Raw genomic sequence first — 25969 nt, 5'->3', positions numbered from 1 at the left:
TGCCGGCTACCCGGCGCCCGTAAACGTCAGGTACAGCAGCACCACGTTCAGGGTGATGAGCAGACCGGCTACCAGAACACCCACCGCGGTGGTCCACCACCGGTTGCGGTGTTCGCCCATCAGGTCCGCCCGCGTGGTCAGCCACAGCAGCGGCACCAGGGCGAACGGGATCCCGAAGGACAGCACCACCTGGCTCAGCACCAGCGCCCAGGTGGGGTCCACCCCGGCAGCCAGGATGGCCAGCGCCGGCAGCAGCGTGATCAGCCGCCGCAGCAGCATGGGAATGCGCACCTTGAGCAGCCCCTGCATGATTTCGGCACCCGCGTAGGCGCCCACCGACGTCGATGCCAGGCCGGAGGCCAGCAGGCCCAGCGCGAACAGGAGCGCGACGCCGCTGCCCAGGGCACCGCCGATAGCGGCATGGGCGCCTTCCAAGGTGTCCGTCCCGTCCACGCCCTGCAGGGACGTGGCGGCCAGCAGCAGGATGGCGAGGTTGACGGTGCCGGCCACGGCGAGGGCAATGGTCACGTCCCAGCGCGTGGCGCGGATCAGCGTGGAGGTGGTCAGTCCCGCGGAGCGCTCGGGAAAGCGGTCACGGGTCAGCGCGGAGTGTGCGTAGATCGCATGCGGCATGACGGTCGCCCCGAGGATGGACGCCGCGAGCAGGACCGAATCCGGGCCGTCGAACCGCGGTACCAGGCCCTCCGCCACGGCGCCGGAATCCGGGGGTGCCACAAAGACTCCGGCAGTGAAGCCGACGGCGATGATCGCCATCATTGACACGATCACGTATTCGAAGCTGCGGTGCCGTCCGCTGCCCTGCACGGCCAGCACCGCCATGGATACGCCGCCCGTAATCGCACCGCCCAGCAGCAGCGGAAGGTCAAAGAGCAGCCAGAGTGCGACGGCGCCGCCAATCACCTCGGCGACGTCGGTGGCCATGGCCACCAGCTCCGCCTGCAGCCAGTACAGCCTCCGCCCCGGGGCCGACCGTACCCGGGCGCCGAGCAGTTCGGGCAGGCTGCGTCCGGTGGCCAGTCCCAGCTTCGCGGAAAGATACTGGACCAGCCAGGCCATCACGTTTCCGGCGACTACCACCCAAACCAGCAGGTAACCGAAACGGGCTCCGGCGGTCATGTTGCTTGCCACGTTGCCGGGGTCCAGGTAGGCAACCCCGGCAACGAGCGCCGGGCCGAGGAGCCAGGGCAGGCGCGTTCCCGCCCTGGACTGGGAGGTCCGGGGCGCGGGGTCTGTGGGAGCAGCCTGCATAAGGCCAAGGTAACACCGGGAGTTCGGACTGCCTAACAGTTATCAGCAGGCGTGCTCAACAACGCCGCAACCGGTGGCCGGGATCTCGGGCGATCCGTAGGAGGCTAGGCCAGGGGCTCCGTTCCGGAGCCTCCGGCGGCAGCAGTCCGGGTGCTGTGCTGGAGCACGGCAAGCCAGGCCAGCGCTCCCACGACGGGCAGCAGGAGCACCACGGCGAACCAGAACACCCGTTTGCCGCCCGTGGTTTCCCCGGTCCGGAAAAGACTGAACAGGGCACCGGCTGTCAACGTCAGGACGAGCAGTGCCAGGAGCACCGCGGCGGGTATCCACATGAGGAAATCAACGGACATGGTCTTGGGGCACTTTCAGGCAGGCCAGTAGGAAGGTGGAAGCGCGGGGGTCACTGCGTGCCGGCGAAGCTTTTCGGCCAGTGCTGAACCCAGATTATGGCGCGGGAGGCTGCTGGGGCATCATCCCTGAAGATGACATTTGGAGGGACGTCCTCATTCCTTCGGTTCAGGGGAGGGGGACGGCGCAGATTAAGGTTGAAGCATGCCTGACCGTCCGTCCTCCGCCGTGCCCCGAATCTTCACCGCAGTCCTGGCCGGTGCGAGCCTTCCCATGGCGCTGCCGGTACCGCTGTGGATCACCGCGGGACGGATGCTTTTTGGCGTCGAGGGGCACCTGGTTTCGATTTTCGCGCTGACGGCCGGGCCGGTGCTGGCCGTGCTGATGCTTGCCGCTGCCGTAAAGATCACTGCCGCGGCCGCGGCACGCCGACCATTTGGTGCGCCCCTGAAGACCTCGCTGCTGCTGCTCGCCAACTACGTGCTGGCCGGCGCGTTTGGATTCTTCGTGCCGGATTTCGGTACGCCCCAGGCAGGATCGGTCTTCTCCGCCCTGGCCGGACCGGAGGTGCTGGGATATTCGGCGGCCCTGGCCAACCCCTTTGGCATCGCCACCCTCATGGTCACCGTGGCGGTGCTGGTCACCGCCCTCCGGGCCCGGCCCGAACCGGCTGGACGGCAGCAGGCGGCACGCCTATAGCGCCTGCTTTGGTCCTGCAGGCTCCGCCGGGCCGGGTGCCCGCTGCCACGGCAGCCGGCCGGTTACCTCCAGCTGCAGCGAATAGCTCAGGAACGTCCGGATCAGCACAATGACCGCCAGCACCCCGAGCGACTCGAACGTGGGGGTGACCGCGACAGTCCGGATGATGTCCGCAGCCACCAGCAGCTCCAGGCCCAGCAGGATGGCCCTGCCCAGCTGCTGCCGGTACATCTCATAGACCTTTTCGCGGCGCTGCAGCAGTCCCCGGGCGGCCAGCACGGAAGCGACGGCGGCACCGGCCACTATCGCGGCGACTCCGGCCAGGTCCACCACGGACCCGGCCGTCTCAATGAAGTAGTGGAAGTCCATTCCGCTGACAGCTCCCGCCTGCCTCGAAGGAAACATCCGTCATCCTCAACTGAGCCCCGGCCGCCGGTGCGGTGTCAACGCGCCGGGGCCCCGGAGGCGTGCAGGGACGGATAGTAGAAGTCGAAGTCGTCATACGGATCCCGCCAGGCGGAGTCGTCCCGCGCAATACGCACGACGGCGGCTGCCGGCACCCAGCGGTTGTGGGCCTGTCCGTCGTCGTCGATCCAGTGCACCAGCACCTCGGTGCGCGTCCACGCTACTGCTTTGCCGTCCGCTGCCAGAGCCTCGAAGCGGCACCGCACGTACGGTTCCTGCCGGTACTGGGCGTGTGAAACCCGGGGTCGGGCCGGGGAGGAAGAGCGGAGCGGGACGGAGTGCGCGGTAACGGTCATGTGCCAACTGTTGCCGACGGCACTGACATTGGGCCCGCACAACGGCCGGGGCCGGGCAGGCTAGGAGGCCAGGTCCCGCCATTTCGCGGCGGCACGGTTGCCCAGCGAGGTGCTGCTGTCCTTGACCTTCCGCGGAATCATGCGGATGACCGGAGCCAGGTCGGCGCGCACCGAACGCTGCGGCGGGACTGGCTGCTGGACCCGTACCGGACGGGCGGTCTCGGAACGCTGCGGCTGCGATGCCGCGGCGGGAGCCTGCTGCGCCGCCACTTTGCCCGGCCGGTTCATCAGCAGGTAGGCCAGGGCAACGGGTGCAATCAGCAGGGAAATCAGGGTGAGGGTGCCCAGCGCATAGAGTGCCAGCATGGCGTAGAAGGGCCGGTCAAACAGCGAGGCCACAAAACCGGCGCTGCCCAGGAGCATCCACAGCCAGAAGATGATGAGGGCGCCCAGGACGGTGCGGGCGCGGCGGAAAAGCATAACGGAGTGACGGCGTGCCGAAGGCGCGCTTGCCTGAGACTCACTGCCCATTTCGTTCTCCCCCAGCTACAAGAGCCCAAGACCGGCGGACCCTACCGCTGATATTAGTCCCTTTTTGTCCGTAACTCTGGCATACACAGGCAACAATGGTTTGTGTCGTTCCACGAGAGGAAGATTTTGCGCTCCAACCCCGGCCCCGGTTTGCTGTTCGTGCTCGTCTGCGCCATGGGAGCCGGGCCGGTCATGAACTACGGCATCTCCGCCACGAGCACACTGATCATCGCGGACCTGGGCATCAGTGAATCCCAGTTCGGCCTGCTTGCGGCTACCTGTTTCGCCAGCGCCGCACTGTCATCGATGTCCCTGGGCCGGCTGAGTGACCGCATCAGCTCCCGCTCCCAAATGCTGATCATCTTCGGCGGCACGGCCCTGGCCCTGGTGCTGATGGCCGTGTCAGGGAACTACCTGTGGCTGCTCGCCGCCGTCCTGCTCTCCGGGCCTGCGCAGGCCATCTCCAACCCCACCACCAACCGGATCATCATCCACGCGGTCCAGCCGGGAAAACGGCCGGGGTGGATGGGCATCAAGCAGTCCGGCGTGCAGGCCAGCCAGCTGTTTTCCAGCCTGTTCTTCCCCGCCGCCGCCCTGTTCGCCGGCTGGCGCGGAGCCGCCGTCGGAGCAGCACTGGTGCTGGGCCTGCTGCTGGCCTACGCCTGGCAGCGGCTGCCGGCAGAACCCCGTGGAACGTCGGGAACGGAGCGGGAACGTCCGTCCGCCGAACGCCGGTTCCCCACGGCGGTATGGCTGCTGGCCGCATTCGCGCTCTTCTCGGGTGCCGGCATGCAGGCCACCAACGTCTACCTGCCGCTGTTTGCGCAGCGGGAACTGGGCTTCTCGCTGCTGCTTGCCGGAGCCACGGCCGCGGCCGCCGGAGTGGTGGGGGTGGCCTCCCGGGTGCTGTGGGGCCGGCGCATGGCCGAAGGCGTCCGTGCCTCAACCCTGCTGCTCATCCTGGCCGCCGGGGCCATCTGCGGTGCGGCGCTCCTGCTGGCCGCCGGTGAAACCGGCAACCCGGCGCTGCTCTGGGCCGGTGTGGTCTTCCACGGCGCGTCCGTCCTCGGCGTGAACGTCGTGGTGATGGCCGGCGTCCTGCGAGAGGTACCCAAGGAACGTGTGGGAGCGGCGTCGGGCGCCGTATCCCTGGGCATGTACGCCGGGTTCGCCACCGGCCCGCTGGCAATGGGCCTGCTCCTGGAATACTCCGGGGACTTCCTGGACGGCTGGATCTTCATCGGTGCGTCCTACCTGGTGTGCGTGCTGGTGGGGCTGGCCTATCTCCGGCTCGGCCGGCGGGCGGCCGGATCCGGTTCTCACAGCCCCCGCACAGCAGCGGATCAGGACGGCGAAAGCCCGGAAGGGGAGAATGGAACCGGAAGGGAAGCGGCCGGGACCGGAAACCCCCGCCTGCCGGAGTAGCAGCCCTTCGGGCACAGATTCAGGGCAGCATCCAGGGAAGGCACACGTTGACCGAAGCATCGAAGAATTTTGTTGCGGACCTGCCCCGGCTCACGCATCCGGACGGCACTCCCATCCGTGCACTGGTGGTGGACGACGAACCGAACCTGGCGGACCTGGTCAGCATGGGCCTGCGGATGGCCGGCTGGGAGGTGGCGGTGGCAGGCGACGGCCGCTCCGCCGTCGCGCGTGCCCGCGAGTTCCGCCCGGACGTCCTGGTGCTGGATGTCATGCTGCCGGAGTTCGACGGCGTGGAAGTCCTCACCAAGATCCGCAGCTTCGATCCGGACGTGCCGGCACTGTTCCTCACCGCCAAGGACTCAGTGGAGGACAGGCTCACGGGTCTGGCGGCCGGCGGGGACGACTACGTGACCAAGCCGTTCAGCATGCAGGAGGTGCTGCTGCGCCTGCACCGCCTGGTGCAGCGTTCCGGGGCTGCCTCCGCGGACAGCGCCGAGCTGGTGGTCGGGGACCTGGTGCTGAACCTGGACACCCGTGAAGTCACCCGCGGGGGCGACGAAATCCAGCTCACCGCCACGCAGTTCGACCTCCTGCGCTTCCTGATGGAGAACCCGCGCCGCGTGGTCAGTAAATCCCAGATCCTGGACCGGGTCTGGGACTACGACTTCGGCGGACAGGCCAACATTGTGGAGCTCTACATCTCCTACCTGCGCAAGAAAATCGACGCCGGACGCGCTCCCATGATCCACACCGTCCGCGGTGCGGGCTACGTGCTCAAGCCGGCCACATGAGCGCCACATGAGCGCCGCGGCGCGCTTGCGGCAGCTGCGCAGCGGGCTGGTCCGGCGGCTGGGCGGCTGGCGGCTGCGCAGCAAACTGCTGGCGGCAACCCTGGGCCTGCTGCTGCTGACGTGCCTCACCATTGGGTTCTTCAGCCACGCCGTCATGAACGTTTTCCTGGTTCGGCAGCTGGACACTGAGCTGCTGGACGCCTCTGACCGGGCCGTCAGCTTCCAGCCGCCGCCCGGCGCCCCGCAGTACCTTCCCGGCATGGCACCGGACCCGCTGGACGCTCCCGGCCAGGGCCGGATCGGGATGCTGGGTGCACGCGTCACGGACGGCACGGTGGCCAGCGCCGGCGTGGTGCAGCCGGACGGAACCCGCGCAGCCCTGTCCGGGGAGGATGCCCGGGAGCTCGCATCTCTGCCGGCAGACGGCCAGCCCGTCACCCGTATCCTCTCCCTCGGTGAGTACCGCCTGGTTGCCCAGCCGCAGCCCGGAACGAACGGCGGCGTCGTTGTGTCCGGCCTCCCCCTGGCCGAAACGAACAGCACGCTGCTGTCCCTGGGGCTGACCATTGCCGGTGTGTCCGCCGCGGGCATGGCCCTCACCGGAGTGCTCGGTTACCTGATCATCCGGCGTTCGCTCGAACCGCTCGAGGAAGTCTCCGAGATCGCCACCCAGGTGGCCACCATGCCGCTGGCGGCCGGCGACGTCGAGCTTCCGGAGCGGGTGCCCGAATCCCTGGCCCATCCGGGCACCGAGGTGGGGAGCGTGGGCCTGGCCTTCAACCGGATGCTGGACAACGTGGCCAACGCACTGGGGGAGCGGCAGCGCAGTGAGATGCAGGTCCGGCGATTCGTGGCGGATGCCAGCCACGAACTGCGCACCCCGCTCACCACGATCCGCGGCTATACCGAAATGGTCCGGCTGACCGAGGACCTGAGCCCCCAGGCCACGCAGTTCCTGGGCCGGGTGGAGGCGGAGTCGCTGCGCATGAGCGGCCTCGTGGAAGACCTCCTGCTCCTCGCCCGCCTGGATGAAGGGCGTACCGCGGAACCCGTTGAAGTGGACCTGTCCCAGCTGGCCGTTGAATCGCTGTCCGACGCGCAGGTTGCCTCACCGGACCACCATTGGGTGCTGGCGCTGCCGGAGGAACCGGTCCTGGTGCAGGGGGATCCCGGCCAGCTGCGCCAGGTCATGATCAACCTGCTCAGCAACGCCGGAAAGCACACCGGACCCGGGACCACCGTGCATCTGGCCCTGGCTGGAGAGCCCGACGGCGGGAGCGTCCTGACCGTGGCGGACGACGGACCCGGCATTCCCCCAGACTTTCAGGACCGCATCTTCTCCCGATTCGCCCGGGCGGACACCGCACGCAGCAGCCTGTCCGGGTCCACCGGCCTGGGACTGGCGATTGTGGTGGCCATCGTCAAGGCCCACAACGGCACCATGGGTGTGGACAGCCGTCCCGGACGGACGGTCTTTACGGTCCGGCTGCCGGCGGGCGGAACCGCACCGGCACCCGCCCGGAAGGCCTAACCCGTGCTGCCCGGTTCCGGCGAGGCGGAGGGAGCCGGCCCGGTTCCGCCGGAGTCCGTGTGCCGCGGGCTGTCCGGATTCAGCAGCGAGTGTTTCCGGCTGTAGAACCAGTACACGGCCATTCCGATCAGCAGCCAGACGGCGAACCGCAGCCAGGTTTCCCAGTGCAGCTGGGAAATGAGGAACGCCGAGGCCAGCACGCCGAAAGCCGGGATCCAGGGCATCAGCGGGAGCCTGAACTCCCGTGGAGCGTCCGGCTGGGTCCGGCGCAGCACAATCACGGCGATGCAGACCACCACGAACGCTGCCAGGATGCCGATGTTGGTCAGGTCCGCCACGGCGCGGATCGGGAAGAACCCGGCCAGCAGGGCGGAGACGCCGCCGGCAATCCAGGTCACGCGCTGCGGGGTTCCGTTGTTGTCAGTGGCGGAGAACCACCGGGGCAGCAGCCCGTCCCGGCTCATCGAGAACCAGACCCGGGTGACGCCGAGCAGGAAGGTCAGCATCACGGTCAGGATGGACAGGACGGCGAACGCGGAGATCACGGTGGCGATCACCGGCAGGCCAACGTTCTGGAACGCTGATGCGAATCCTGCCGTGGGGCTGATCTCGGTGTAGTTCTGCATGCCGGTGAGCACCAGGGTAGCCAGGATGTACAGCACCATGGCGATGCCGAGGGACAGCAGGATGGCCTTGGGCATGTGCTTCTTGCCGTCCTTGGCCTCTTCGGCGGCGGTGGACATGGCGTCGTAACCGAACACCGCGAAGAACACCGTGGCGGCGCCCGTGAACACTGCGCCGAACCCGTTGGGCAGGAACGGCGTGTAGTTGGACGTGTTGATGAAGAAGATGCCCAGGCCAATGATGAACAGGATCAGCAGGACCTTCAGTCCCACCGCCACCAGTTCAAAGCGGCCGAATGTCTTGGTTCCCCGGCTCAGGATGAACGTGATGAACAGGCAGACCACCAGGGCCGGCAAGTTGACCGCGCCGCCTTCCACGACGTCGCCGGTGCCCTGCATCCATACCGGCACATCCAGGCCGATCCCGGCCATGAACTCGGTGAAGTACCCGGAAATGCCAATGGCGACGACGGCGACGATCGCCGTGTATTCAAGCAGCAGGTCCCAGCCGATGAACCAGCCGATGATCTCCCCGAGGGCCACATAGCCGTAGGTGTAGGCGGACCCGGCGCGCGGCACCATCCCGGCGAACTCGGCGTAGGACAGCGCCGCCGCGGCGCTCGCCAGCCCGGCGATCAGGAAGGAGATCAGGACCGCCGGACCCACGCCCTCGGCGTCGGGCCCTCCGTTGGCCACCAGCCCCGCCAGGGTAAAGATGCCGATGCCGATGATGCCGCCCACGCCGATGGCCGTCAGCTGCCACAGGCCCAGGCCCTTGAAGAGTTTGGAACCGGATGCCTCGTCTTCAGTCAGCTCAATGGGCTTGCGCCGGAAGACGGAGGTTTCCCTGTTTGCCGCGGACATATTGGCTCCTTGGACATCATGGACGGTGGTGCTGCATGGAAGTATCTGCCCCGTTCGCCCCGGCCGGAACCCTATACGGCTTTTTCTCCGCCCGGCTCGGCCAAGCGCCCCCTGCTCGGCTCGGCCAAGTGCCCCCTGCTCGGCTCGGCCAAGTGCCCCCTAACCGGCGAAGGCGCAGCCCGTGCGGGAACTGCGCCTTCGCGGGTTGGGGGAGTTATTCGCCGGGACGGGTGGTCTGTTCCGCCAGCGTGTCCCAGATAGACGTGTCGGTGGTCCCGATCGAGCCGTCGGAGATGGCCCGGGCCGTGGCATCGAGGGTGGTGACGGTTTGCTTGATCAGGTAGCCGTTGCTCTTCTGGCCCAGTACGGCGGAGGGGTTGGTGTTGTCCGACATGCCGCGCATTTCGAACAGCAGGGTGGAGATGCCGTACTCAACCGCAATGCCGTTGCGGCTGATGGTCTCCGCGGAACCGCCCACGTATCGGCCCAGGTGGCCCCAGCCGGTGGAATCGATCGCGTTGAACACCACGGCACCGAGCTGCTTCGAACCTTGAACCACCTCGGGGGAGGCGTTCGGCGTCGTCGGGTAAAGGATCGATCCGGAGACGAGCTTGCCGTCGCGCTCGCTCTGCGTGCCCTGGTGGTGCAGGTCGATCATGTAGTCGATGTCGTAGGCGCGCATCACGTTGTTGTGCAGGGCCTGCGTCTCCGGCTGGATCTTTGCCACATGGTCCCGGTTCAGGTCCGTGCCGGTGGCATTGGCGCGTGTGAGCGTGCGGCCGGTGGCGATGTAGCCGTCCAGCGGGAAGTCGACGTCGCCCATCGCTCCGTCCGGGTTGAGCATCGGCACAATCAGGATGTTGACGCCGTCGAGCACGCCCTTGGTCTTGCCGGTGCCGAGGTGCTTCACGAACTCCAGGGCGCCCTCGGTGGTGAGCTGTTCATTGCCGTGCTGCTGCGTCAGGTACAGGATGGTGGGGTTGTCCGGGTTGCTGATGTACTTCGCGAGGTACAGGTCGCGGCCCTTCACGGACTGCCCAATCACTTCCAGCTCCATTGCCGGCTGCTTGGCGTCCTGCTTCTTCAGCTCCGCCACCACCTCGTCATAGGTGCGAAGGATCGAGGTGTTGATGGTCTCGTTGCCGTTGTAGTTCGGCCCTTCACCGACGGCGGCGGCGGGAACTGCCGTGCCGGCTGCGAGCAGGGCAGCAATCGAGAGTGCTGCAGCTGTTTTCGGGATCCTCATGGGGGTCTCTCCTCAGGTAGCGCGGGGTGCGGTCCAAGCAGTGAAACCGGGCCGGATGGATGTGTCAATCGAAGGGCGCGCAGTCTTCTCTTTTCGCGGAGTGTCCTATATAAGGCCACGTCAGAGCACATTTTGAGTCATGGGACGCAGGTTCGGAAGCGGTGCCGAATGTGAGCTGGCGCTCAGCTGCGGATAGGGTTGTTTGATTCGTTCTTTGAAAGGCCAGTTATGCGCGACCGTATTTCCCATCCCGGACTCTCCGAACTCGTCATGTCTGCGGAGCAGGCAGCAGCGATGATCAAGCCGGGAATGACGGTAGCGATGAGCGGCTTCACGGGCGCCGGCTACCCCAAAGCCGTGCCCCAGGCGCTCGCCTCGCAGATCGAAGAAGCCCACACCCGGGGCGAGGACTTCCAGATCAAGGTGCTCACCGGCGCCTCCACCGCCCCGGAGCTCGACGGCGTGCTGGCCAAGGCCCGCGGCATGGAGCTGCGCCTGCCGTACCAGTCGGATCCCACGCTGCGGAAGCGGATCAACGACGGCGAACTCGAGTACATCGACATCCACCTGGGGCACGTGGCGCAGTACGCCTGGTTCGGGTTCTACGGCCACATTGACCTGGCCGTTATCGAAGTGGTGGGCATCAACGAGGACGGCAGCCTGATCCCGTCCTCCTCGGTGGGCAACAACAAGACCTGGATCGAGCAGGCAGACAAGATCATCCTTGAGGTCAACACGCAGCAGCCCGCCGCGATGGACGGCATGCATGACGTTTACTACGGAACCGCCCTGCCCCCGCACCGCAAGCCGATTCCGCTGGTCAACCCGGACGACCGCATCGGTGAGCCCTACCTGCGCCTGGATCCGGAAAAGGTGGTTGCCGTCGTCGAAACCGATGCCCCGGACCGGATGACGCCCTTCGCCGCACCGGATGAAACCTCGCAGCAGATTGCCGGGCACCTGCTGGACTTTTTCGAGTCTGAAATCCAGGCCGGGCGCCTGACGGACAAGCTGCTCCCGCTGCAGTCCGGCGTCGGCAACATCGCCAACGCGGTGCTGGCCGGTCTCGCCGGCGCCGGGTACACCGGACTCACCGCATACACCGAGGTGATCCAGGACGGGATGCTGGAGCTGATCCGGGACGGCGTGATCCGGGTGGCGTCGGCAACCTCCTTCTCGCTGAGCCCGGCGGGGATCGAGGAGTTCAACTCCAACATCGAGTTCTACCGCAAGCGGATCATCCTGCGGACCCAGGAGATCTCAAACCACCCCGAGCTGATCCGCCGGCTGGGCTGCATCGCCATGAACGGCATGATCGAGGCGGACATCTACGGCAACGTGAACTCCACCCACGTGGGTGGAACCGCCATGATGAACGGCATCGGCGGGTCGGGGGACTTTGCCCGCAACGGGTTCCTGTCCGCGTTTATGTCCCCGAGCACGGCCAAGGGCGGAAAGATTTCCGGGATTGTGCCGATGGCGTCCCACGTGGACCACACCGAACACGACACCATGCTCATCATCACCGAGCGTGGCCTGGCGGACCTCCGCGGCCTGTCCCCGAAGCAGCGGGCCCGGACCATCATCGACAAGTGCGCGCACCCGGACTTCCAGCCGCTGCTGCAGGATTACTTCGACCGTGCCAGCCGGGAATCGGTGGGCAAACACACCCCGCACCTGCTCGATGAGTCCCTGGCCTTCCACCAGCGGTTCGTCGAGACCGGTACCAGCCTTCCGGAGACTGTGAGCAGCTAACTCTTGCCCCGTGCGCTGCCGGCTGCCGGATCAGGAGCCTGAGCGGTCGGCGGGCACGGGAGCCGGCTTGTCCACGAACTTCAGGCCAATCACGCAGCCGACAATCCCGGCCAGGAACAGCACCTTCAGCACGCCGGGTTCCTCGGTACCGGTGAACATGGCCCAGGCCACCGTGAGGACGGCTCCCAGTCCGGTCCACACCGCATAGGCGGTACTAATGGCGATGTGCTTCATTGCGTAGCCGAGGCCGGCCATGGACAGTGCAGCCGCCACGGCGAAGACGATCGACGGCACCAGGACGGTGAAGCCGTTGGAAGCTTCCAGCGCGGTGGCCCAGACGGCTTCAAGGACGGCGCTCAGCAGGAGAATGATCCAGGCCATGGCTATGCCACCAGCTTCAGGCCAACAACGCAGCCGACGATTCCCATCAGCAGCACCACCTTGATGACGGTGGCCTTCTCGCCGCCGAACAGCATGGCGTACCCGGCTGTCAGCACGGCGCCGATCCCCACCCACACGGCGTATGCGGTGCCCACGGGGATGCCGAGCATCGCCCAGGCGAGGCCGGCCATGCTGGCGGCAAGCGCGACGGCGAAGATCAGGGTGGGAACGGGTTTCTTGAAGTTGTTCGACTTCCCCAGCGCTGTGGCCCATACGGCTTCAAGCATCCCGGAGGCGATGAGGACAACCCATGACATGGCTAGCTCCTTTGGCCAGTCTTGTCGCGTGCCGGGTACTGAACCGTCGTCCGGGGGCCGGAGTATTCACGGCCCTGCCACCAAGGTAGCAAATCCTGGAATTCCGTGCCGCGTGCCGGGTCACCATTGCCCCGGGGAGGGGACCCCGGCAAAGGATAAGCACCCCCGAGCGGTGCACCAAATCGTCTCGGCGCCAGCACCCATCCGGTTTCCGGCGGCGGCGCATCCGGACCAGCTTCGCCGATATCGTTAACCCTGTGCCCGCCCAGCACGGGCCTTAGGCACTGACCGGACCCCCTCCCCGAGAGCCGGCCCGGCAGCAGCCAAGACACTCCTGCACATCCGTTGCGTCCGCACAGCCGCGCGCGCCCCGGAGTGCCAGAGCGGGGCACTGCGACGCCGGGACTACGGTCCCCGGCGTTTGGAACCTCAACGAAGCGGAGAAGCAATGCCCCACAAAATCATCCTGGACTGCGATCCCGGCCACGATGATGCGGTCGCCCTGCTGCTGGCACACGGCAGCCCGGAGATCGAGCTCCTGGCGGTGACCACCGTCGTCGGAAACCAGACACTTGAGAAGGTAACCCGCAACGCGCTCGCGATTGCGCGTGTCGCAAATATCACAGGTGTTCCGTTCGCCGCGGGCTGCGACCGGCCCCTGGTGCGCACCATCGAGAACGCTCCGGACATCCACGGCGAGTCCGGCATGGACGGCCCCGAGCTGCCCGAACCGACCGTTGAACTCGATTCCCGCCACGCCGTGGACCTGATCATCGACACGGTCATGTCCCACGAGCCGGGCACCGTCACCCTGGTTCCCACCGGTGGGCTGACCAACATCGCCATGGCCGTGCGCAAGGAACCGCGGCTGGCCGAGCGGGTCAAGGAAGTCGTGCTGATGGGCGGCGGCTACCACGTGGGCAACTGGTCCGCCGTGGCTGAGTTCAACATCATCATCGACCCCGAAGCAGCCCACATCGTCTTCAATGAGAAGTGGCCGCTGACCATGGTGGGCCTTGACCTGACCCACCAGGCGCTGGCCACGGACGAGGTCGCCGAGCGCATCGCCGCCGTCGGCACCAAGCCGGCCAAGTTCGTCGGTGAACTGCTCGAATTCTTCGGCCACACGTACAAGGACGCCCAGGGCTTCGACTTCCCGCCGGTGCACGATCCCTGTGCCGTTGCCTACGTGATCGACCCCTCGGTGATGACGACCCAGCGCGTGCCGCTGGACGTCGAGCTGACCGGAACCCTCACCCTCGGCATGACCGTGGCGGACTTCCGAGCCCCGGCGCCGGCTGACTGCAACACCTCCGTCGCCATGGAACTGGACCAGGACAAGTTCTGGGGCCTGGTGGTAGACGCCCTCGAGCGCATCGGCGAGGTGGACCTGTGAGCGCCACCGCCCAGCGACGCGTCAATGTAGGCGCGCTGATGGCGGCGCTGCTGGCCGCCTGCGTTGCGTTCCAGCTCAACGCCTCCATGCTCTCCCCGGCACTGGTCACCATCGAAGAGGAACTGAACACCACCTCTGCCGCCGTTGGCCTGACCCAGACGGCGTTCTTCACCGCCGCCGCACTGTTCTCCCTGTTCCTGCCCCGGCTTGGCGACATCATTGGCCGCAAGAAGGTCCTCGCCGGAATGCTGATTGTGCTGACCATCGGTTCGGTGGTCGCGGCGCTTGCTCCCAGCATCGAGGTCCTCTTCATTGCCCGCCTGATCCAGGGCGTCTCCGGACCTGTTGTTCCGCTGACGCTGATCATGCTGCGCGTCGAAATCCGCGACGCCAAGCTCTACGGCACTTTGATGGGCGTCATTACCGCCGTCAACGGCGGCATTGCGGGCGTAGACGCCATCGCCGGCGGCTACCTGGCGCAGAATCACGGCTTCGCCTCGGTCTTCTGGGCCATGGCCGCCGTTGGTGCAGTCGCCACCGCGCTGCTGCTGTTCCTGGCACCGGAATGCACGGCAGAGAAGAAGGAAAAGATGGACTGGGTCGGCGTCGTGCCGCTGGTCATCTCCGTTGGCACCCTGCTGACCGCCTTCAACGAAGCCGGCAAGCTGGCGGACGCCAACTGGCCGCTGGTTATCGGACTGATCGTGGTGGCCGTGGTTGCGTTCGCCGTGTTCTGGAAGGTTGAAAATCGCACCGAACAGCCGCTGGTTGCCACCTACCTGCTGAAGCAGCGCTCCACCTGGGCCCTGCTGCTGACCACGCTGCTGACCATGACCGGCGTCTTTGCGGTCATGAACGGCATTATTCCGGCACTGGCGCAGGACGGCGTCATCGGCTTCGGCATGGGTGCTGAGGAATCCGCCTGGTGGACCCTGACCCCGTACGCCATCGCCGGCCTGATCGTCGGCCCGATCGCAGGGCGCCTGGCGGCGACCCTGGGCTACGGCAAGGTACTCCGCATCGGCATGATCGGTTCGGTCATTGGTCTCACCCTGGTGCTCCTGGTGGTGGGCAGCGACTCGAAGCTGGGCCTGCTGGGCGTGTCCGTGCTGATCGGTATCACCTACGCGGGAATCGGCAACATCATGCTCAACGGCCTGGGCATCGTGCTCTCACCCAAGGAGAACCCGGGCTTCCTTCCCGGCCTGAACGCGGGCGCGTTCAACCTGGGTGCGGGCCTCAGCTTTGCCGTGATCTACGCGGTCAAGACGGCCACCACGCCGGCCGACGGCGGTGCCGGAGGCTACTACGGCGGTATCGTTGCCGGTCTGGTCATCCTGGTGCTGGCCCTCGCCGCGTCCTTCCTCATCCCCAAACCGGTCGCAGCCGAGGTGCCGGTCGGCGCCCCGGCTGACCGCTGACGCCAGCCCGTTCCCAAGGAGAATCCCGCATGCCTGCAGGAAAAGTCGTTGTTGTTGGGTCGCTCAACGCGGACCTGACCGTCCGCACCGAGCGCTTCCCCTCACCGGGGGAGACCCTCAACGGGTCCGAGCTGGTGATCGTCCCGGGCGGCAAGAGCGCCAACCAGGCCGCCGCCGCCGCGATCCTCGGCGCGGACGTGCGCCTGTTCGGTGCCGTGGGTGCGGATGGGAACGGCGATCTGCTGCTCGCCGCCGCCTCCAGTGCCGGTGTTGACGCGTCCCGCGTGCTGCGCCGCACCGGCACCGCTACGGGTACCGCCATGATCGTCGTGGACGCCGCCGGCGAAAACACGATCATTGTGTCCCCGGGCGCCAACGGAACCGTGACGGGCGCTGAACTGCCGGCAGACCTGTTCGACGGCGCTGCCGTGCTCACGCTGAGCCTGGAGGTGCCGCTTGAGGCGGTCACCGCTGCGGCCAGGGCAGGGCACGACGCCGGTGCCCAGGTGCTGCTGAACCTCTCGCCTTACCGCGACGTGCCGGCGGAACTGCTCGGGCTGACCGACGTGCTGCTGCTGAACGCGCACGAAGCCGCGCTGGTGACGGGGCTCGCGGACCCTGCTGCGGACTGGGAAGCGGTTCTCGCTGCCCTGGACGCACTGGGGGTGCGCCGGACCATCATCACCCTCGGCGGGGACGGCGCCGTCGTACTGGATGGAACCGCGGCCGGGGACGCGCGCGTGGTGCGCGTTGAGCCGACCAAGGTGACCGCAGTGGACACCACGGGGTGCGGGGATGCCTTTACGGCAGCCACGGCAGCACGGCTCGCTGCCGGCGAATCCCTGGCCGAGGCCGCCCGGTTCGCAGCGCGTGCCGGTGCCCTGGCTGCCACCCGCGAAGGCGCGCAGTCCTCCTACCCGGTCCTGCGGGACCTGCTGGACTAGAACGGTTTTCCGCCAGACGGTTACAGACAGGAGAGGCCCTGCACCACACGGTGCAGGGCCTCTCCTGTTACGGGGACGGAACGTCAGGACTTCGGTGCCTTGTGGGACCCACCCGTCCGCCGCCACTGTCTCTTCACGGCGGCGTCCACCTGGGTTGCCACGTGGTCCTCGTAGTGTTCCTGCATGGTGTCCTGGACTTGTTCGGTCACGTGGGCCGTGATCTGGTCCCGGGCCAGCTTCCGCTGGGCACGCATGAGGGTCTCGTGTTCCTGATGGAAGGCCTTGGCCGTCGCCACGCACATCAGCAGGATGACCACGCTGAATGGCACCGCCGTCAGGATGGCCGCCGTTTGGATGGCCTCCAGGCCGTTGGCTAGCAGCAGCGCAATGGCCACGGCAGCGGCGGAGAGTGCCCAGAAAATCCGAATCCAGTTCTTCGGTTCAACATCGCCGCCGGTGGAGAGCATGCCCATAACCAGGGCGCCGGAGTCAGCGGAGGTGATGAAGAAGATGGCGATGAGCACCACCGTTCCGATGGTCAGCGCCGTGCCGCCGGGCAGGCCGCCCAGCATGCCGAACAGTGCGCCTTCGGTGTCCACCGTGCCGTCGGCGCCTACCAGGCCTCCTTCGCCAAACAGTTCACGGTAGATCGCAGTGCCGCCCAGGACGGAGAACCAGAGGAACCCAACGATGCTGGGAACCAGCAGCACGCCTGCGACGAACTGCCGGACGGTGCGTCCCTTGGACACACGGGCAATGAAGATGCCTACGAACGGTGCCCAGGAAATCCACCAGCCCCAGTAGAAGGTGGTCCAGGCCGCCTGCCAGGCTTCACCCTCGGCGCCGGAGAAGGCCAGCGTGTTGAAGGTCAGGCCAATAACGTTCTGCAGGTAGTTGCCGATTGACTGCACGAATTCGCGCAGGAGGAACAGGGTGGGGCCGGCGAACAGGACGAACAGAAGCAGCAGGCCGGCGAGCATCAGGTTGATGTTGGAGAGCCACTTCATGCCCTTGCCCACGCCGGAGACCAGCGAAGCGATGGTGAGGGTGGTGATGCCGAGGATCAGGCCAACCTGCGTCATCTGGGTGGCCTGCATGATGTTGGCTTCTTCCAGGCCGGCGGAAATCTGCAGCACGCCCAGGCCAAGCGAAGTTGCCACACCGAAGAGGGTGCCAACCAGTGCAACGACGTCGATCAGGTTGCCCCAGCCGCCGGAAACGCGGCGCTTGCCCAGCAGCGGCTCCAGGGTCCAGCGGATCGAGATCGGCCGCCCCTTCCGGTGCACGGCGTAGGCGATGGAGACACCTACCACGACGTAGATGGCCCAGGCATGAAGGCCCCAGTGGAGGTAGGTCTGCGTCAGGGACTGCTGTGCCAGCTGGATGGGGGTGCCTTCGACGCCGGGGCGCGGCGAAGCAAAGTGGTTCAGCGGCTCTGCAACGCCGAAGAACACCAGGCCGATGCCCATGCCGGCGGCGAAGAGCAGGGAGAACCAGGAACGGATTGAGAACTCGGGCTCGTCCTCGTCCTTGCCCAGCTTGATGTCGCCGTACCGGCTGAGGCCGATCCACAGTGCGAACACCACGAAGACGGCAATGGCGGCGACGTAGTACCAGCCGAACCAGCGGATGACGTTGCTCTGCACGGAATTGAACATTTCCGTGGCTGCATCCGGGAACACGATTGCGAAGACCGCGAACACCACGATGATGGCAGCGCCGGGCCAGAAGACCCAGCGGGAAATTTTGTTGCCGGCCTTCGGCGTGCCTGCGGGGGGTTCCCGGTCCACCTTCGTGGAAGGCTCATTCCCCGTTGGTTTCGTTTCGGGGTCTTCTCCGGTACCAGCGCCTTGTGTGGCGGTCATTCCCAGTTTCTCCTCCTGCGCTTTTGTCAAGCACTTCAGACTTTTTCTGGCGGATGCTCTTGCTGCGGCGACTTGCACCGTCTATAAGCGTACTGAGATACCGCCGGGTGTTGAAACTGGTAGCACAAAGTGACTGGGAGGAAGAGATTCGGCGCGTGGGGAAAAAACGCGCCCCTGGAGTCTCGCTTGCCTCTTTCACGGGGCTCCGCGGCGGTTAGTTCCCGCCGTAGTGTCCGGGCCATTCATCGGCAGGAATCCGCGTGATTTCCCGGACGCCGCCAACTGTTCCCCATTCGTTCAGGCCCAGCCGGGACAGCGGGCGCAGCGCTTCGATCCGCGGATGTGAATCGGCGTCGAGCGTGTCCGAACGCACTGCCGCCCGGAGGATTTCGCCGTAGACAACAAAGCAGTCGCCCACCGGGTGGATCTCACGCAGCCTGCATTCCAGGGCCACGGGGGAGCCGGCGACCCGAGGCGGCCGGACGGTGGCGCTGGGCTCGGCGGCGATGCCGGCGGCGTCGAACTCGCTGACCTCGGCGGCGAAACCGGTGCCGGTGGCGTTGACGGCTTCGAACATGTCCTCGGGCGTCAGGCTGATGACGAACTCGCCCGTCTCCCGGATGTTGCGCAGCGAGTCCTTTTCGCCCACGGAAGTGAAGGAGACCACCGGCGGATTGACCGAGGCGATGGTGAAGAAGGAGTGCGGGGCGAGGTTCTCCACTCCCGCCGCGGATACGGAGGAAACCCAGGCGATGGGGCGGGGGACCACCACGGAGGTAAGCAGGCGGTAGAAGCTGCGGCCGCCCATTTCGGCGGGATCGAAGTCCGTTCTCATGGTGTTGAGCTTAGCGGCGTTCCCAAAAGCGGGACGGGCTGGAATCGTTGGAATGGGGTTTGTGACCGACCTACACGAAACCAGGTGCAGCATGGAACTCATTCCGGGTAACTCCCTTGTGACCGCGACGCCGGAGGAGGGCCGCAAGCTGGCCCTGGAACTGGCACTGCACAGCATTTATGCGATCCAGCCGGATGAGAACGTACTCCGGGCCGGACGCGACGTCTACACGACGGACCCCGAGGAGCTCATCGCGTCGTCGCACGTGGTGGCCATTGAGTTCGCCACCATCGCTGCGGCCAACAACTACTGGCGCTGAACGCTTGGGGGCTCAGGCGCGGAGGGCGCGATGTTGTGGTTGCGCCGGAACAGGTTCTGCGGATCGACGGCGGACTTGAGTGCCGAGAGGCTCTGGCCCAGTCCTTCCGAAAGGCGGGGTTAGGCTGGAGGCAGTCGATCCAAAGGAGAACACCGTGGCATCCCTGCTGACCCCGCTCATCACTTCCGCCGGCCTGATCGGCGGCTTCAAGACTGCCCGCGACACCGGCAACCGGCAGCTCGGCGGCGCGGTTCTGGCCGCTGCAGGTGCCGCAGCCTTCGCCCTGTGGAAGCGCGACGCCGGCACGGGCACCGCCGTCGCGCTCACCTCCACCTACGTGGCGGCCTTCGGCCTCTCCCACCCGCTGGCCAAGAAGCTCGGCGCCTGGCCCTCGGTCTACACCGTCACGGCAGCGACCGCTTTGGCGTCCCTGGTGTTCGGCCGCCGGAAGTAACCGGCTCCCTTCCCCGACATTGCAGAAACTGCCCGTTTGAGCCTTCAAACGGGCAGTTTCTGCAATGTGGATTCGGAGGAAGTGCCGTCGGGCACCTTCGGGCATGGCAGTGTAGGCTCCCTGCCATGCGCCGACGCCGATACCTTCTTGTTCTTCCAGTGGTGCTTTCGACGGCGCTGGCGTCCTGCAGTTCGCTTCCGGAACCTGAATTGCAGGCAGCCCAGGCGCAGGCGGACGCCTTTGTGGAAAGCGAGGCGGCGAGTGCGAACTTCCTCGGTGCGGGCAGCTTTCTCGCACTGCAGCACGACGCAGTTCCCCTGCCTGATGAAGGCATAACGCTGGATTATGAGTCGGACGCCCGCATCGAGGGCATTAACGTGGCCTGTTTCGGCGGCGGCGAAGCCAGCTTTGGTGCAAGCGTCCGTACAGGGTCGTCCTGGACCGGCTTGGACGTCATGACCCTGGCCTGCGACGGCGAACCGCGCACGGCGCCGCTGAACGAGCCGCTCGAACGGGTCAACGCGCTGCGCCTCAACGGTCAGGTCCAGGACGGCGCCGGTGCGGTGATCGCCGCCGCCATCACGGGCACCGCCGGGTGAGCAGGCGGACTGCTGCCATCCGGCGTCGGGCGTTATAAGACGCCGCTTCTGGCGGCCAGGCGCCGCCCACTCAGCGGTTCGTCGACAGCTCCATGTGAAGGGTCGGACGGTCGAGAGTCCGCGTCGAGCTCGCTGCGCCCCACTCGGACGAAGCCTCGACTGACGTAGAAGCCGTAGGCCCCGTGGTTCTGCTCGTTCACGTCAACCTTGGAAACCCCCTGATGGGCAATGACCCCGGAGAGGAGAGCGGTGCCGATGCCCTGCCCACGCACTGCATCGGAGACGAAGAGCATCTCCAGCGAGTCGCCGTGGACGCCGGCGAACCCGACCGGCTTCCCGTCCTTCTCCGCGACCGTGAGGGTTACGGCCGGAAAGTAGTCGGAAGCGAGACGGGATTCGATCCGGGTGAAGTCGGATCCGTCGAGGAAATCATGGGTAGCACGGACTGCGCTGCGCCAGATGTCAACGAGCGCCGGGTACTCCGCCTCACCGCGGCAGGCTCGCAGGACCACCTGGCCATTTCCTTTCTTCATGTGCCTGATCCTACCGCTGGGGTTCCCTGCAGGAGGCCTGCATGCCTTACCGCCAGCCGGCGTCGGGTGCCACGAGCTTGACGATGTTCTCCAGCAGTGCCGCGTTGTAGTCGACCCCGAGCTGGTTGGGCACCGTGACCAGCACGGTGTCTGCCAGCTGGACGGCGGCGTCGTCGGCCAGTTCCTTGGCGATGACGTCCGGTTCGCCCACAAAGCTGCGACCGAACCGCGCCAGCCCGCCTTCGAGCCGGCCCACCTGGTCCTTCGCTTCAGCCTGTGCACGGAGCCCGAAGTAGCGCCGGTCCTGTTCGCTGACCAGCGGGATAACGCTGCGGCTGACGGAAACTTTGCCCTGCCCGGGGTGCCCTGCGGCTTTCCAGGCCTCGTGGTAGGCGTGGATCTGCTCGGCCTGCAGTTCATCGAAAGGAACGCCGGTGTCCTCCGTGAGCAGGGTGGAGCTCATCAGGTTCATGCCCTGCTCGCCTGTCCACTTCGCGGTTGCCCGGGTTCCCGAACCCCACCAGATGCGGTCGCTCAGCCCGGGAGACTGCGGCTCGATGGGCAGCAGGCCGGCGTGCCCGGTCATCTGCGGGTTGGCCGGTGCCATGCCGCGGCCGGTGATGGCGGCACGGAAGATTTCGGTGTGCTGGCGGGCCATATCGGCGTCGTTCTGTCCCTCGCCGGGAACATAGCCGAATGACTCCGCGCCACGCAGCGCGGGCTCGGGGGATCCCCGGCTAATCCCAAGCTGCAGCCTGCCGCCGCTGATCAGGTCAGTCGCGGCGGCTTCTTCGGCCATGTACAGCGGGTTTTCGTACCTCATGTCAATGACGCCGGTGCCCAGGTCGATCCGCGATGTGCGTGCTGCCATGGCGGCGAGCAGCGGGAACGGGGACGCCTGCTGCGGAGCGAAGTGGTGCACCCGCACGAACGCTCCGTCAGCACCCACCTCCTCGGCAGCAACCGCGAGTTCGATGGCCTGCAGCAGGGCATCGCCTGCCGTGGGCGTCAGCGAACCGGGGACGTCCTGATAGTGGCCAAAGGAAAGGAATCCAATCTTCTTCACATTCATGCCAGCGCATGTATTGCCCCGGATATTCCGGACGGTACTTTTTCCGTCCGCTGACCGGGGCTAGAGTGCCGGACCATGGAAAACGAACTCGTGGAAATCGAAACCGCCGGCTGGCATGCGCTGTCCACCGGACCGGGGGAGGCGACGGCGTTCTACTCCAATGTGCTGTCGAGCCAACCCGTGGTCCTGCTGACCAACGGGCTGCGGATTATGGACCGGCAGCAGATCATCGAGTCGATGGGCGGTCCGCCCTGGACCGCCTTCGAAATCCTCGAACCGCGGGAGGACTACTTGGCGGACGACGTCGGTGTGCTCACCTATAAGGTGCGTGCCGACCGGGACGGTACTCCCTACACAGCACTGCTCACCAGCGTGTATGCCCGGGAAAACGGCGAGTGGAAGCTCGCTGTCCACCAGCACACGCCGTTTGAGCAGGACTAGGGGTAGGCGGCTAGGCCGAGGCGGAAACCCGCTCCGCAACAAGTGCCTGCAGGTCCGCCACACCGCGGCCGGCCAGCGTCTCCCAGCGGGTGATCCCTGGCTGTTCCGGCACATCGACGGCGTTGGGCACGGCAACGGTCACGGCACCGGAGGCCTTGGCGGAAGCGACTCCGGGCAGGGAATCTTCCACGGCCACAATGCGGTCCAGCTCCAGGGGCATGCCCACTTCTTCGCCCATCAGCTTCGCCGCCAGCAGATAGGGTTCCGGATCAGGCTTGCCGTTGGCGACCATCTCTCCGGTTACCAGGAACCGGAACGTGCCCTCCGGCAGCTGGTCCGCGATCACCCGGGCGAGCAGGGACTCGCTCATGGTCACCATGGCGCACGGGATTCCGGCCGCATAGAGTTCTGCGAGCATTTCGCGGGCTCCGGGACGCCACGGGATTTCTTTCTGCACGGAGCTGACCACACTGGCCAGCATGGTGTCGAGGATCTCCCGGATGCCCAGGTCCGCGCCGGCCTGCTGCAGCGCGCGGGCCGAATCGGGAAGGGCATTGCCCACCAGTTCCATGGCCTGCTCGTCGCTCCAGCTGACCCCGAACCGGGCCATCAGGTCCTTCTCCGCGGCGAACCAGTACGGCTCGGTGTCCACCAGGGTTCCGTCCATGTCCCAGAAAACGGCCTGCAGGGCGGGATGTGGCGACAAATGTTCCTCCTGGACGGTGGCCGCAGGACCCTGCGGCGCATAAAACGGACGGGCACTGACGACGGTGAACACCCAGACTGATCGTGGCAGGACGCTGCACTTCCGTCAAAACCGGCACCCGTCACTGGCGGCAGCGGACTAAAGTGCTTCTGCCTTGCGCCGGCTGCTGCGGGAGACGAAGTAAATGACGGCAGGAACAGCGGATAGCCCCAGGCCCATGATCATCAGGAACCAGGTTGAGCCGTTGACGGGGTTGGTCCGTTCTTCAAGATACGGACTGAGAACCACGATTTTTTCGGGAGCAGCAGGATCGGCATACAGCTCAACAGATTCCCCCGGCCGCCATTCAGGTTCGGGATATCCGTCTTTCGAGTGGGACCGGTGCTCCACGGTCCCCGAGAACGAATCCCCTCCCACGGAATAGGTGACAACCGCTGCTGTATCGGTCGTGTAGGTCCTGTCAGTGTTTTTTCGGTGCCGGGTGGACGTCTCCGTCGAAACCGACTGCACCAGGGCCTGGGTCTGGACGCCCTCTGCCGAGAACCGGTAGTACTCCTTATTGTCGAGTACCGTTTTCACAGTCCAGCCGCTGAAGAAAAGCAGGGACAAAATGGTCAGGGTCCCGGCCACGCGCTGGACCACACGCATATTCCGCGCCAACCGTACCCCGTTCCAGCCAGGCGCGAAATAACCGTTGCCGGCGCCGTCGTTCAGGTAGATTCCGCGCCAGGCGTGCCTGCCATAGGCCACCTCCATGGCGTACCTGCTGGTATTGCGGTGCGGGGAGAGGACCCACCCTTCGGGCACCTGGAAGGAACCCGGGGACGGAGGGGTAACCTGAGGAGTCTTTTTCACCCCAGCAGAATACCGTCTGACTAGGGAAGATGCTGCCGCATGAACTCCAGCACCGGCCCGGCGAGGGACGCGCCAATGACGTCCTGCGGCCGCTTGTTCCCCGCCACCTCGAACATGTGATTGCCGCCCTCAATGCGCTCGACGACGGCGTTCGGCCCGATCTTGGCGGCCACCGGTTCCAGCTCGCCGGGCAGGGCGAACGGATCCCGGGTTCCCTGGAGGAACAGCATCGGCTGGGCAAGCCCGTAAAGGTGCTCGTCGCGCAGTTTTTCCGGTTTGCCCGGCGGGTGCAGCGGGTAGCCGAGATACACCAGGCCGGCAGCCGGCATCCCCTCGGCCACGGCCATGGACGCCATCCGCCCGCCAAACGATTTGCCGCACGCCCAGACGGGTACGCCGTCGGCGTTGTCTTCCGCGGCGAACATGACCGCCCGCCATGCCGCGATCGCGGCCGGGGCACGGTCCGGGAACTTCTTCCCGGCCTCCCGGTAAGGAAAGTTGAACCGCCAGGTAGCCACGCCGCCGTCGTTCATCGCATCGGTAAAGCCGGTGAGGAAGGGATGCTCCATGCCGGACCCGGCCCCATGCGCCACCACCATGGACGCCCAGGCACCGGCGGGCTGCGCGAAGACGGCACTGACGGTCCCCTCGCCAACCGAGACTGTGAGGTTCTCCTGCTGCACTGGCATGCGTTCCAATTTACGGGACGTCCTCGCGCCGCTCACCTCACAGCGGCAGGCCGGCCTCCTCTTTGACGGTTTTCATCACGATGGTGCTGGTGAGTTTTTCCACCCCGGGCAGGTTCACCAGCACGTCATCGTAGAACTGCTGGTAGCCGGGGAGGTCCGCCGCGATCACCTTCAGCAGGAAATCGGGATCCCCGAAGAGACGGTCCGCCTTCACAATCTGCTCGTGCAGGCCCACAGCCTTCTCGAAAGCCAGCATCTGCGCACGGTCGCGCAGGGTGACGAACAGCAGGGTCTGGAAGCCCAGCCCCACGGCGGCTGGATCAACCACGGCGCGGTAGCCGGTAAGGACACCGGCACGTTCAAGCTCCTTGATCCGTCGATGGCACGGGGCGACCGTCAGTCCCACCCGGGCGGCAACCGCCGTCGCACTCATCCGTCCGTCATTTTGGAGCAGGCGCAAAATTTCCCGATCAATCGCGTCAATCACGCAAAAATCATACTGTAAGGGTGGTTTTGGCAGCACATTCCAGTCAGCACTTCGCGCCGTGTTTTTCCTAAGGTTGAGGAATGGATTTTTCGCAGCTCGCGGGTTTCGCGGCCGTTTCGATCACCCTGGCCATGACCCCGGGCGCTGACTGGGCGTACTGCATCTCCTCCGGCCTGCGCTCACGGCGCGTGACCCCCTCGGTAGCCGGACTGTGCACCGGCTACCTCTTCCACACCGCGCTGATCGTTGCTGGTCTCGCCGCACTCATCGCGGCCTCGCCCGGCCTCCTCACCGGCCTGACGCTGGCCGGCGCCGCCTACCTGCTGTGGCTGGGCATCTCCACCATGCGGTCATGGCGCGGTGCCGGGTTCACTGACGGAATCACGACGCCGGTGCCCGCGGCCGAAGGGCAGCCGGAACCGTCTGCGGAGACCGGTTCCGGTTCCGGCGGATCTGTGGCGCTGGCAGTGCGCGCGCCGGTACGCTCCCGCCGCGCCGTCGAGCGCCGGGAATTCCTGAAAGGGCTGGGAACTTCCGGCACCAATCCAAAAGCCCTGCTCCTCTATCTCGCACTGATCCCGCAGTTTGTGGACCCGGCCGCCGCGCTCGCACTGCCGCTGCAGTCGCTGGTGCTGGGACTGTCCCACTTTGGTGTCTCCGTGCTCGTCTACACACTCGTTGCCCTCGGCGCCCGGCGGCTGCTGCGCTCCCGCCCGGCAGCAGCCCGGGCAGTCACCCTGGCCAGCGGGATCCTGATGGTGTGCGTGGCGCTGGTCCTGCTCGGCGAGCGGCTCCTGCTGCTGGCCTGAACC

At 66.3% G+C, this 25969-nt stretch carries 30 protein-coding genes and 1 riboswitch; of the genes, 13 read left to right on the top strand and 17 right to left on the bottom strand.

The genetic code is table 11. The features are described 5' to 3' along the window. Positions 1–6 precede the first annotated feature (6 nt). Complete coding sequence (locus GD628_RS04750) at positions 7–1269, bottom strand: Nramp family divalent metal transporter (RefSeq protein WP_152273962.1); 1263 nt, start codon at positions 1267–1269, stop codon at positions 7–9. 104 nt (positions 1270–1373) lie between these two features. Then, on the bottom strand, positions 1374–1619 hold the full coding sequence (locus GD628_RS04745; RefSeq protein ID WP_091601241.1) for a PLDc N-terminal domain-containing protein: 246 nt from the start codon (positions 1617–1619) through the stop codon (positions 1374–1376). 202 nt (positions 1620–1821) lie between these two features. Between GD628_RS04745 and GD628_RS04740 the strand changes: the two genes are divergently transcribed. Next, positions 1822–2316 (top strand): hypothetical protein, encoded by a 495-nt coding sequence (locus GD628_RS04740; RefSeq protein WP_152273961.1) that lies wholly within the window; start codon positions 1822–1824, stop codon positions 2314–2316. Here GD628_RS04740 and GD628_RS04735 read toward each other — a convergent pair. From GD628_RS04735 to GD628_RS04725, 3 genes are all read right to left on the bottom strand, one after another. Then, the gene (locus GD628_RS04735) at positions 2311–2685 is read right to left on the bottom strand and encodes a DUF1622 domain-containing protein (RefSeq protein WP_091601563.1); all 375 of its coding nucleotides are present in this window, start codon (positions 2683–2685) and stop codon (positions 2311–2313) included. The genes GD628_RS04740 and GD628_RS04735 overlap by 6 nt on opposite strands. Positions 2686–2759: 74 nt before the next feature. Further along, positions 2760–3077: a hypothetical protein gene (locus GD628_RS04730; RefSeq protein WP_152273960.1), complete on the bottom strand. Its 318-nt coding sequence runs from the start codon at positions 3075–3077 to the stop codon at positions 2760–2762. Positions 3078–3137: 60 nt separating this feature from the next. Further along, positions 3138–3608 (bottom strand): hypothetical protein, encoded by a 471-nt coding sequence (locus GD628_RS04725; protein WP_141653621.1) that lies wholly within the window; start codon positions 3606–3608, stop codon positions 3138–3140. Between the two features lie 126 nt (positions 3609–3734). Between GD628_RS04725 and GD628_RS04720 the strand changes: the two genes are divergently transcribed. The 3 genes from GD628_RS04720 to GD628_RS04710 are packed head-to-tail and all read left to right on the top strand — an operon-like array spanning position 3735 to position 7355. After that, on the top strand, positions 3735–5033 hold the full coding sequence (locus GD628_RS04720) for an MFS transporter (RefSeq protein ID WP_226802336.1): 1299 nt from the start codon (positions 3735–3737) through the stop codon (positions 5031–5033). A 47-nt stretch (positions 5034–5080) separates the two neighbouring features. Further along, a complete protein-coding gene (locus GD628_RS04715) occupies positions 5081–5824 on the top strand; it encodes a response regulator transcription factor (RefSeq protein WP_152273959.1) in 744 nt (247 codons plus the stop codon). Positions 5825–5831: 7 nt separating this feature from the next. Further along, positions 5832–7355 (top strand): HAMP domain-containing sensor histidine kinase, encoded by a 1524-nt coding sequence (locus GD628_RS04710; protein ID WP_152273958.1) that lies wholly within the window; start codon positions 5832–5834, stop codon positions 7353–7355. On the opposite strand, the gene GD628_RS04705 is transcribed toward GD628_RS04710, so the two are convergent. After that, entirely contained in the window at positions 7352–8842 is a 1491-nt protein-coding gene (locus tag GD628_RS04705) for an amino acid permease (protein ID WP_152273957.1), read from the bottom strand. The two genes, GD628_RS04710 and GD628_RS04705, sit on opposite strands and share 4 nt — an antisense overlap. A gap of 214 nt (positions 8843–9056) precedes the next feature. Then, the gene (locus GD628_RS04700) at positions 9057–10088 is read right to left on the bottom strand and encodes a M14 family zinc carboxypeptidase (protein WP_152273956.1); all 1032 of its coding nucleotides are present in this window, start codon (positions 10086–10088) and stop codon (positions 9057–9059) included. A gap of 228 nt (positions 10089–10316) precedes the next feature. Here GD628_RS04700 and GD628_RS04695 point away from each other — a divergent pair, with 228 nt between their 5' ends. Next, positions 10317–11843, top strand: a complete 1527-nt coding sequence (locus GD628_RS04695) for an acetyl-CoA hydrolase/transferase family protein (protein WP_152273955.1) — start codon at positions 10317–10319, stop codon at positions 11841–11843. 30 nt (positions 11844–11873) lie between these two features. Here GD628_RS04695 and GD628_RS04690 read toward each other — a convergent pair whose 3' ends face one another. After that, positions 11874–12224: a DMT family transporter gene (locus tag GD628_RS04690; RefSeq protein ID WP_152273954.1), complete on the bottom strand. Its 351-nt coding sequence runs from the start codon at positions 12222–12224 to the stop codon at positions 11874–11876. Between the two features lie 2 nt (positions 12225–12226). Beyond that, on the bottom strand, positions 12227–12541 hold the full coding sequence (locus GD628_RS04685) for a DMT family transporter (protein WP_091601258.1): 315 nt from the start codon (positions 12539–12541) through the stop codon (positions 12227–12229). A gap of 10 nt (positions 12542–12551) precedes the next feature. Beyond that, positions 12552–12619, bottom strand: a riboswitch (guanidine-III (ykkC-III) riboswitch). A 370-nt stretch (positions 12620–12989) separates the two neighbouring features. Between GD628_RS04685 and uriH the strand changes: the two genes are divergently transcribed. From uriH to GD628_RS04670, 3 genes are read left to right on the top strand one after another with little or no spacing between them, the layout of a single operon-like run. After that, complete coding sequence (gene uriH, locus GD628_RS04680) at positions 12990–13937, top strand: uridine-preferring nucleoside hydrolase UriH (protein ID WP_091601260.1); 948 nt, start codon at positions 12990–12992, stop codon at positions 13935–13937. Continuing rightward, positions 13934–15358 (top strand): uridine transporter UriT, encoded by a 1425-nt coding sequence (gene uriT / locus GD628_RS04675; RefSeq protein ID WP_476726878.1) that lies wholly within the window; start codon positions 13934–13936, stop codon positions 15356–15358. Before uriH ends, uriT begins: the two co-directional genes overlap by 4 nt. A 29-nt stretch (positions 15359–15387) precedes the next feature. Then, a complete protein-coding gene (locus GD628_RS04670) occupies positions 15388–16302 on the top strand; it encodes a ribokinase (RefSeq protein ID WP_152273953.1) in 915 nt (304 codons plus the stop codon). A gap of 83 nt (positions 16303–16385) precedes the next feature. Here GD628_RS04670 and GD628_RS04665 read toward each other — a convergent pair whose 3' ends face one another. Beyond that, on the bottom strand, positions 16386–18167 hold the full coding sequence (locus GD628_RS04665) for a BCCT family transporter (RefSeq protein ID WP_152273952.1): 1782 nt from the start codon (positions 18165–18167) through the stop codon (positions 16386–16388). A 214-nt stretch (positions 18168–18381) separates the two neighbouring features. Beyond that, complete coding sequence (locus tag GD628_RS04660) at positions 18382–19002, bottom strand: flavin reductase family protein (protein WP_152273951.1); 621 nt, start codon at positions 19000–19002, stop codon at positions 18382–18384. A gap of 91 nt (positions 19003–19093) precedes the next feature. Between GD628_RS04660 and GD628_RS04655 the strand changes: the two genes are divergently transcribed. The 3 genes from GD628_RS04655 to GD628_RS04645 all read left to right on the top strand — a co-directional run bounded on the left by GD628_RS04655 (position 19094) and on the right by GD628_RS04645 (position 20374). Further along, a complete protein-coding gene (locus GD628_RS04655) occupies positions 19094–19321 on the top strand; it encodes a hexameric tyrosine-coordinated heme protein (protein WP_091601569.1) in 228 nt (75 codons plus the stop codon). A 154-nt stretch (positions 19322–19475) separates the two neighbouring features. Then, the gene (locus GD628_RS04650; RefSeq protein ID WP_091601273.1) at positions 19476–19775 is read left to right on the top strand and encodes a hypothetical protein; all 300 of its coding nucleotides are present in this window, start codon (positions 19476–19478) and stop codon (positions 19773–19775) included. A gap of 125 nt (positions 19776–19900) precedes the next feature. Further along, on the top strand, positions 19901–20374 hold the full coding sequence (locus GD628_RS04645) for a hypothetical protein (protein WP_152273950.1): 474 nt from the start codon (positions 19901–19903) through the stop codon (positions 20372–20374). A 32-nt stretch (positions 20375–20406) separates the two neighbouring features. Here the strand turns inward: GD628_RS04645 and GD628_RS04640 are convergent, their stop codons facing one another. Together GD628_RS04640 and GD628_RS04635 are read right to left on the bottom strand one after the other, a co-directional pair. After that, a complete protein-coding gene (locus tag GD628_RS04640; RefSeq protein ID WP_193313193.1) occupies positions 20407–20907 on the bottom strand; it encodes a GNAT family N-acetyltransferase in 501 nt (166 codons plus the stop codon). 46 nt (positions 20908–20953) lie between these two features. Continuing rightward, the gene (locus tag GD628_RS04635; RefSeq protein ID WP_091601279.1) at positions 20954–21979 is read right to left on the bottom strand and encodes an LLM class flavin-dependent oxidoreductase; all 1026 of its coding nucleotides are present in this window, start codon (positions 21977–21979) and stop codon (positions 20954–20956) included. 75 nt (positions 21980–22054) lie between these two features. On the opposite strand from GD628_RS04635, the gene GD628_RS04630 reads away from it, so the two are divergent. After that, the gene (locus tag GD628_RS04630) at positions 22055–22420 is read left to right on the top strand and encodes a nuclear transport factor 2 family protein (protein WP_152273949.1); all 366 of its coding nucleotides are present in this window, start codon (positions 22055–22057) and stop codon (positions 22418–22420) included. Positions 22421–22430: 10 nt separating this feature from the next. Here GD628_RS04630 and GD628_RS04625 read toward each other — a convergent pair whose 3' ends face one another. From GD628_RS04625 to GD628_RS04610, 4 genes are all read right to left on the bottom strand, one after another. Then, on the bottom strand, positions 22431–23126 hold the full coding sequence (locus GD628_RS04625; RefSeq protein WP_152273948.1) for an HAD family hydrolase: 696 nt from the start codon (positions 23124–23126) through the stop codon (positions 22431–22433). A 138-nt stretch (positions 23127–23264) separates the two neighbouring features. Next, complete coding sequence (locus GD628_RS04620) at positions 23265–23981, bottom strand: DUF3592 domain-containing protein (protein WP_152273947.1); 717 nt, start codon at positions 23979–23981, stop codon at positions 23265–23267. Between the two features lie 20 nt (positions 23982–24001). Then, the gene (locus tag GD628_RS04615) at positions 24002–24670 is read right to left on the bottom strand and encodes an alpha/beta hydrolase family protein (RefSeq protein ID WP_152273946.1); all 669 of its coding nucleotides are present in this window, start codon (positions 24668–24670) and stop codon (positions 24002–24004) included. 37 nt (positions 24671–24707) lie between these two features. Beyond that, positions 24708–25157, bottom strand: coding sequence for an Lrp/AsnC family transcriptional regulator (locus GD628_RS04610; protein ID WP_091601289.1), 450 nt, complete (start codon positions 25155–25157; stop codon positions 24708–24710). A gap of 80 nt (positions 25158–25237) precedes the next feature. Here GD628_RS04610 and GD628_RS04605 point away from each other — a divergent pair, with 80 nt between their 5' ends. After that, a complete protein-coding gene (locus GD628_RS04605; RefSeq protein WP_091601291.1) occupies positions 25238–25966 on the top strand; it encodes a LysE family translocator in 729 nt (242 codons plus the stop codon). Positions 25967–25969 lie beyond the last annotated feature (3 nt).

It is taken from the genome of Arthrobacter koreensis, assembly GCF_009193255.1.
Classification (GTDB): Bacteria; Actinomycetota; Actinomycetes; order Actinomycetales; family Micrococcaceae; genus Arthrobacter_B; species Arthrobacter_B koreensis.
Note: the sequence above shows the minus strand (reverse complement) of the source record. Positions and strands in the feature narration are given on the sequence as shown.

What these genes read in the sequence shown, in the direction of transcription:
- GD628_RS04750 (WP_152273962.1), bottom strand. Translation starts at nt 1,269, where the DNA reads ATGCAGGCTGCTCCCACAGACCCCGCGCCCCGGACCTCCCAGTCCAGG.
- GD628_RS04745 (WP_091601241.1), bottom strand. Translation starts at nt 1,619, where the DNA reads ATGTCCGTTGATTTCCTCATGTGGATACCCGCCGCGGTGCTCCTGGCA.
- GD628_RS04740 (WP_152273961.1), top strand. Translation starts at nt 1,822, where the DNA reads ATGCCTGACCGTCCGTCCTCCGCCGTGCCCCGAATCTTCACCGCAGTC.
- GD628_RS04735 (WP_091601563.1), bottom strand. Translation starts at nt 2,685, where the DNA reads ATGGACTTCCACTACTTCATTGAGACGGCCGGGTCCGTGGTGGACCTG.
- GD628_RS04730 (WP_152273960.1), bottom strand. Translation starts at nt 3,077, where the DNA reads ATGACCGTTACCGCGCACTCCGTCCCGCTCCGCTCTTCCTCCCCGGCC.
- GD628_RS04725 (WP_141653621.1), bottom strand. Translation starts at nt 3,608, where the DNA reads ATGGGCAGTGAGTCTCAGGCAAGCGCGCCTTCGGCACGCCGTCACTCC.
- GD628_RS04710 (WP_152273958.1), top strand. Translation starts at nt 5,832, where the DNA reads ATGAGCGCCGCGGCGCGCTTGCGGCAGCTGCGCAGCGGGCTGGTCCGG.
- GD628_RS04705 (WP_152273957.1), bottom strand. Translation starts at nt 8,842, where the DNA reads ATGTCCGCGGCAAACAGGGAAACCTCCGTCTTCCGGCGCAAGCCCATT.
- GD628_RS04700 (WP_152273956.1), bottom strand. Translation starts at nt 10,088, where the DNA reads ATGAGGATCCCGAAAACAGCTGCAGCACTCTCGATTGCTGCCCTGCTC.
- GD628_RS04695 (WP_152273955.1), top strand. Translation starts at nt 10,317, where the DNA reads ATGCGCGACCGTATTTCCCATCCCGGACTCTCCGAACTCGTCATGTCT.
- GD628_RS04690 (WP_152273954.1), bottom strand. Translation starts at nt 12,224, where the DNA reads ATGGCCTGGATCATTCTCCTGCTGAGCGCCGTCCTTGAAGCCGTCTGG.
- GD628_RS04685 (WP_091601258.1), bottom strand. Translation starts at nt 12,541, where the DNA reads ATGTCATGGGTTGTCCTCATCGCCTCCGGGATGCTTGAAGCCGTATGG.
- uriH (WP_091601260.1), top strand. Translation starts at nt 12,990, where the DNA reads ATGCCCCACAAAATCATCCTGGACTGCGATCCCGGCCACGATGATGCG.
- GD628_RS04670 (WP_152273953.1), top strand. Translation starts at nt 15,388, where the DNA reads ATGCCTGCAGGAAAAGTCGTTGTTGTTGGGTCGCTCAACGCGGACCTG.
- GD628_RS04665 (WP_152273952.1), bottom strand. Translation starts at nt 18,167, where the DNA reads ATGACCGCCACACAAGGCGCTGGTACCGGAGAAGACCCCGAAACGAAA.
- GD628_RS04660 (WP_152273951.1), bottom strand. Translation starts at nt 19,002, where the DNA reads ATGAGAACGGACTTCGATCCCGCCGAAATGGGCGGCCGCAGCTTCTAC.
- GD628_RS04655 (WP_091601569.1), top strand. Translation starts at nt 19,094, where the DNA reads ATGGAACTCATTCCGGGTAACTCCCTTGTGACCGCGACGCCGGAGGAG.
- GD628_RS04645 (WP_152273950.1), top strand. Translation starts at nt 19,901, where the DNA reads ATGCGCCGACGCCGATACCTTCTTGTTCTTCCAGTGGTGCTTTCGACG.
- GD628_RS04640 (WP_193313193.1), bottom strand. Translation starts at nt 20,907, where the DNA reads ATGAAGAAAGGAAATGGCCAGGTGGTCCTGCGAGCCTGCCGCGGTGAG.
- GD628_RS04635 (WP_091601279.1), bottom strand. Translation starts at nt 21,979, where the DNA reads ATGAATGTGAAGAAGATTGGATTCCTTTCCTTTGGCCACTATCAGGAC.
- GD628_RS04630 (WP_152273949.1), top strand. Translation starts at nt 22,055, where the DNA reads ATGGAAAACGAACTCGTGGAAATCGAAACCGCCGGCTGGCATGCGCTG.
- GD628_RS04615 (WP_152273946.1), bottom strand. Translation starts at nt 24,670, where the DNA reads ATGCCAGTGCAGCAGGAGAACCTCACAGTCTCGGTTGGCGAGGGGACC.
- GD628_RS04605 (WP_091601291.1), top strand. Translation starts at nt 25,238, where the DNA reads ATGGATTTTTCGCAGCTCGCGGGTTTCGCGGCCGTTTCGATCACCCTG.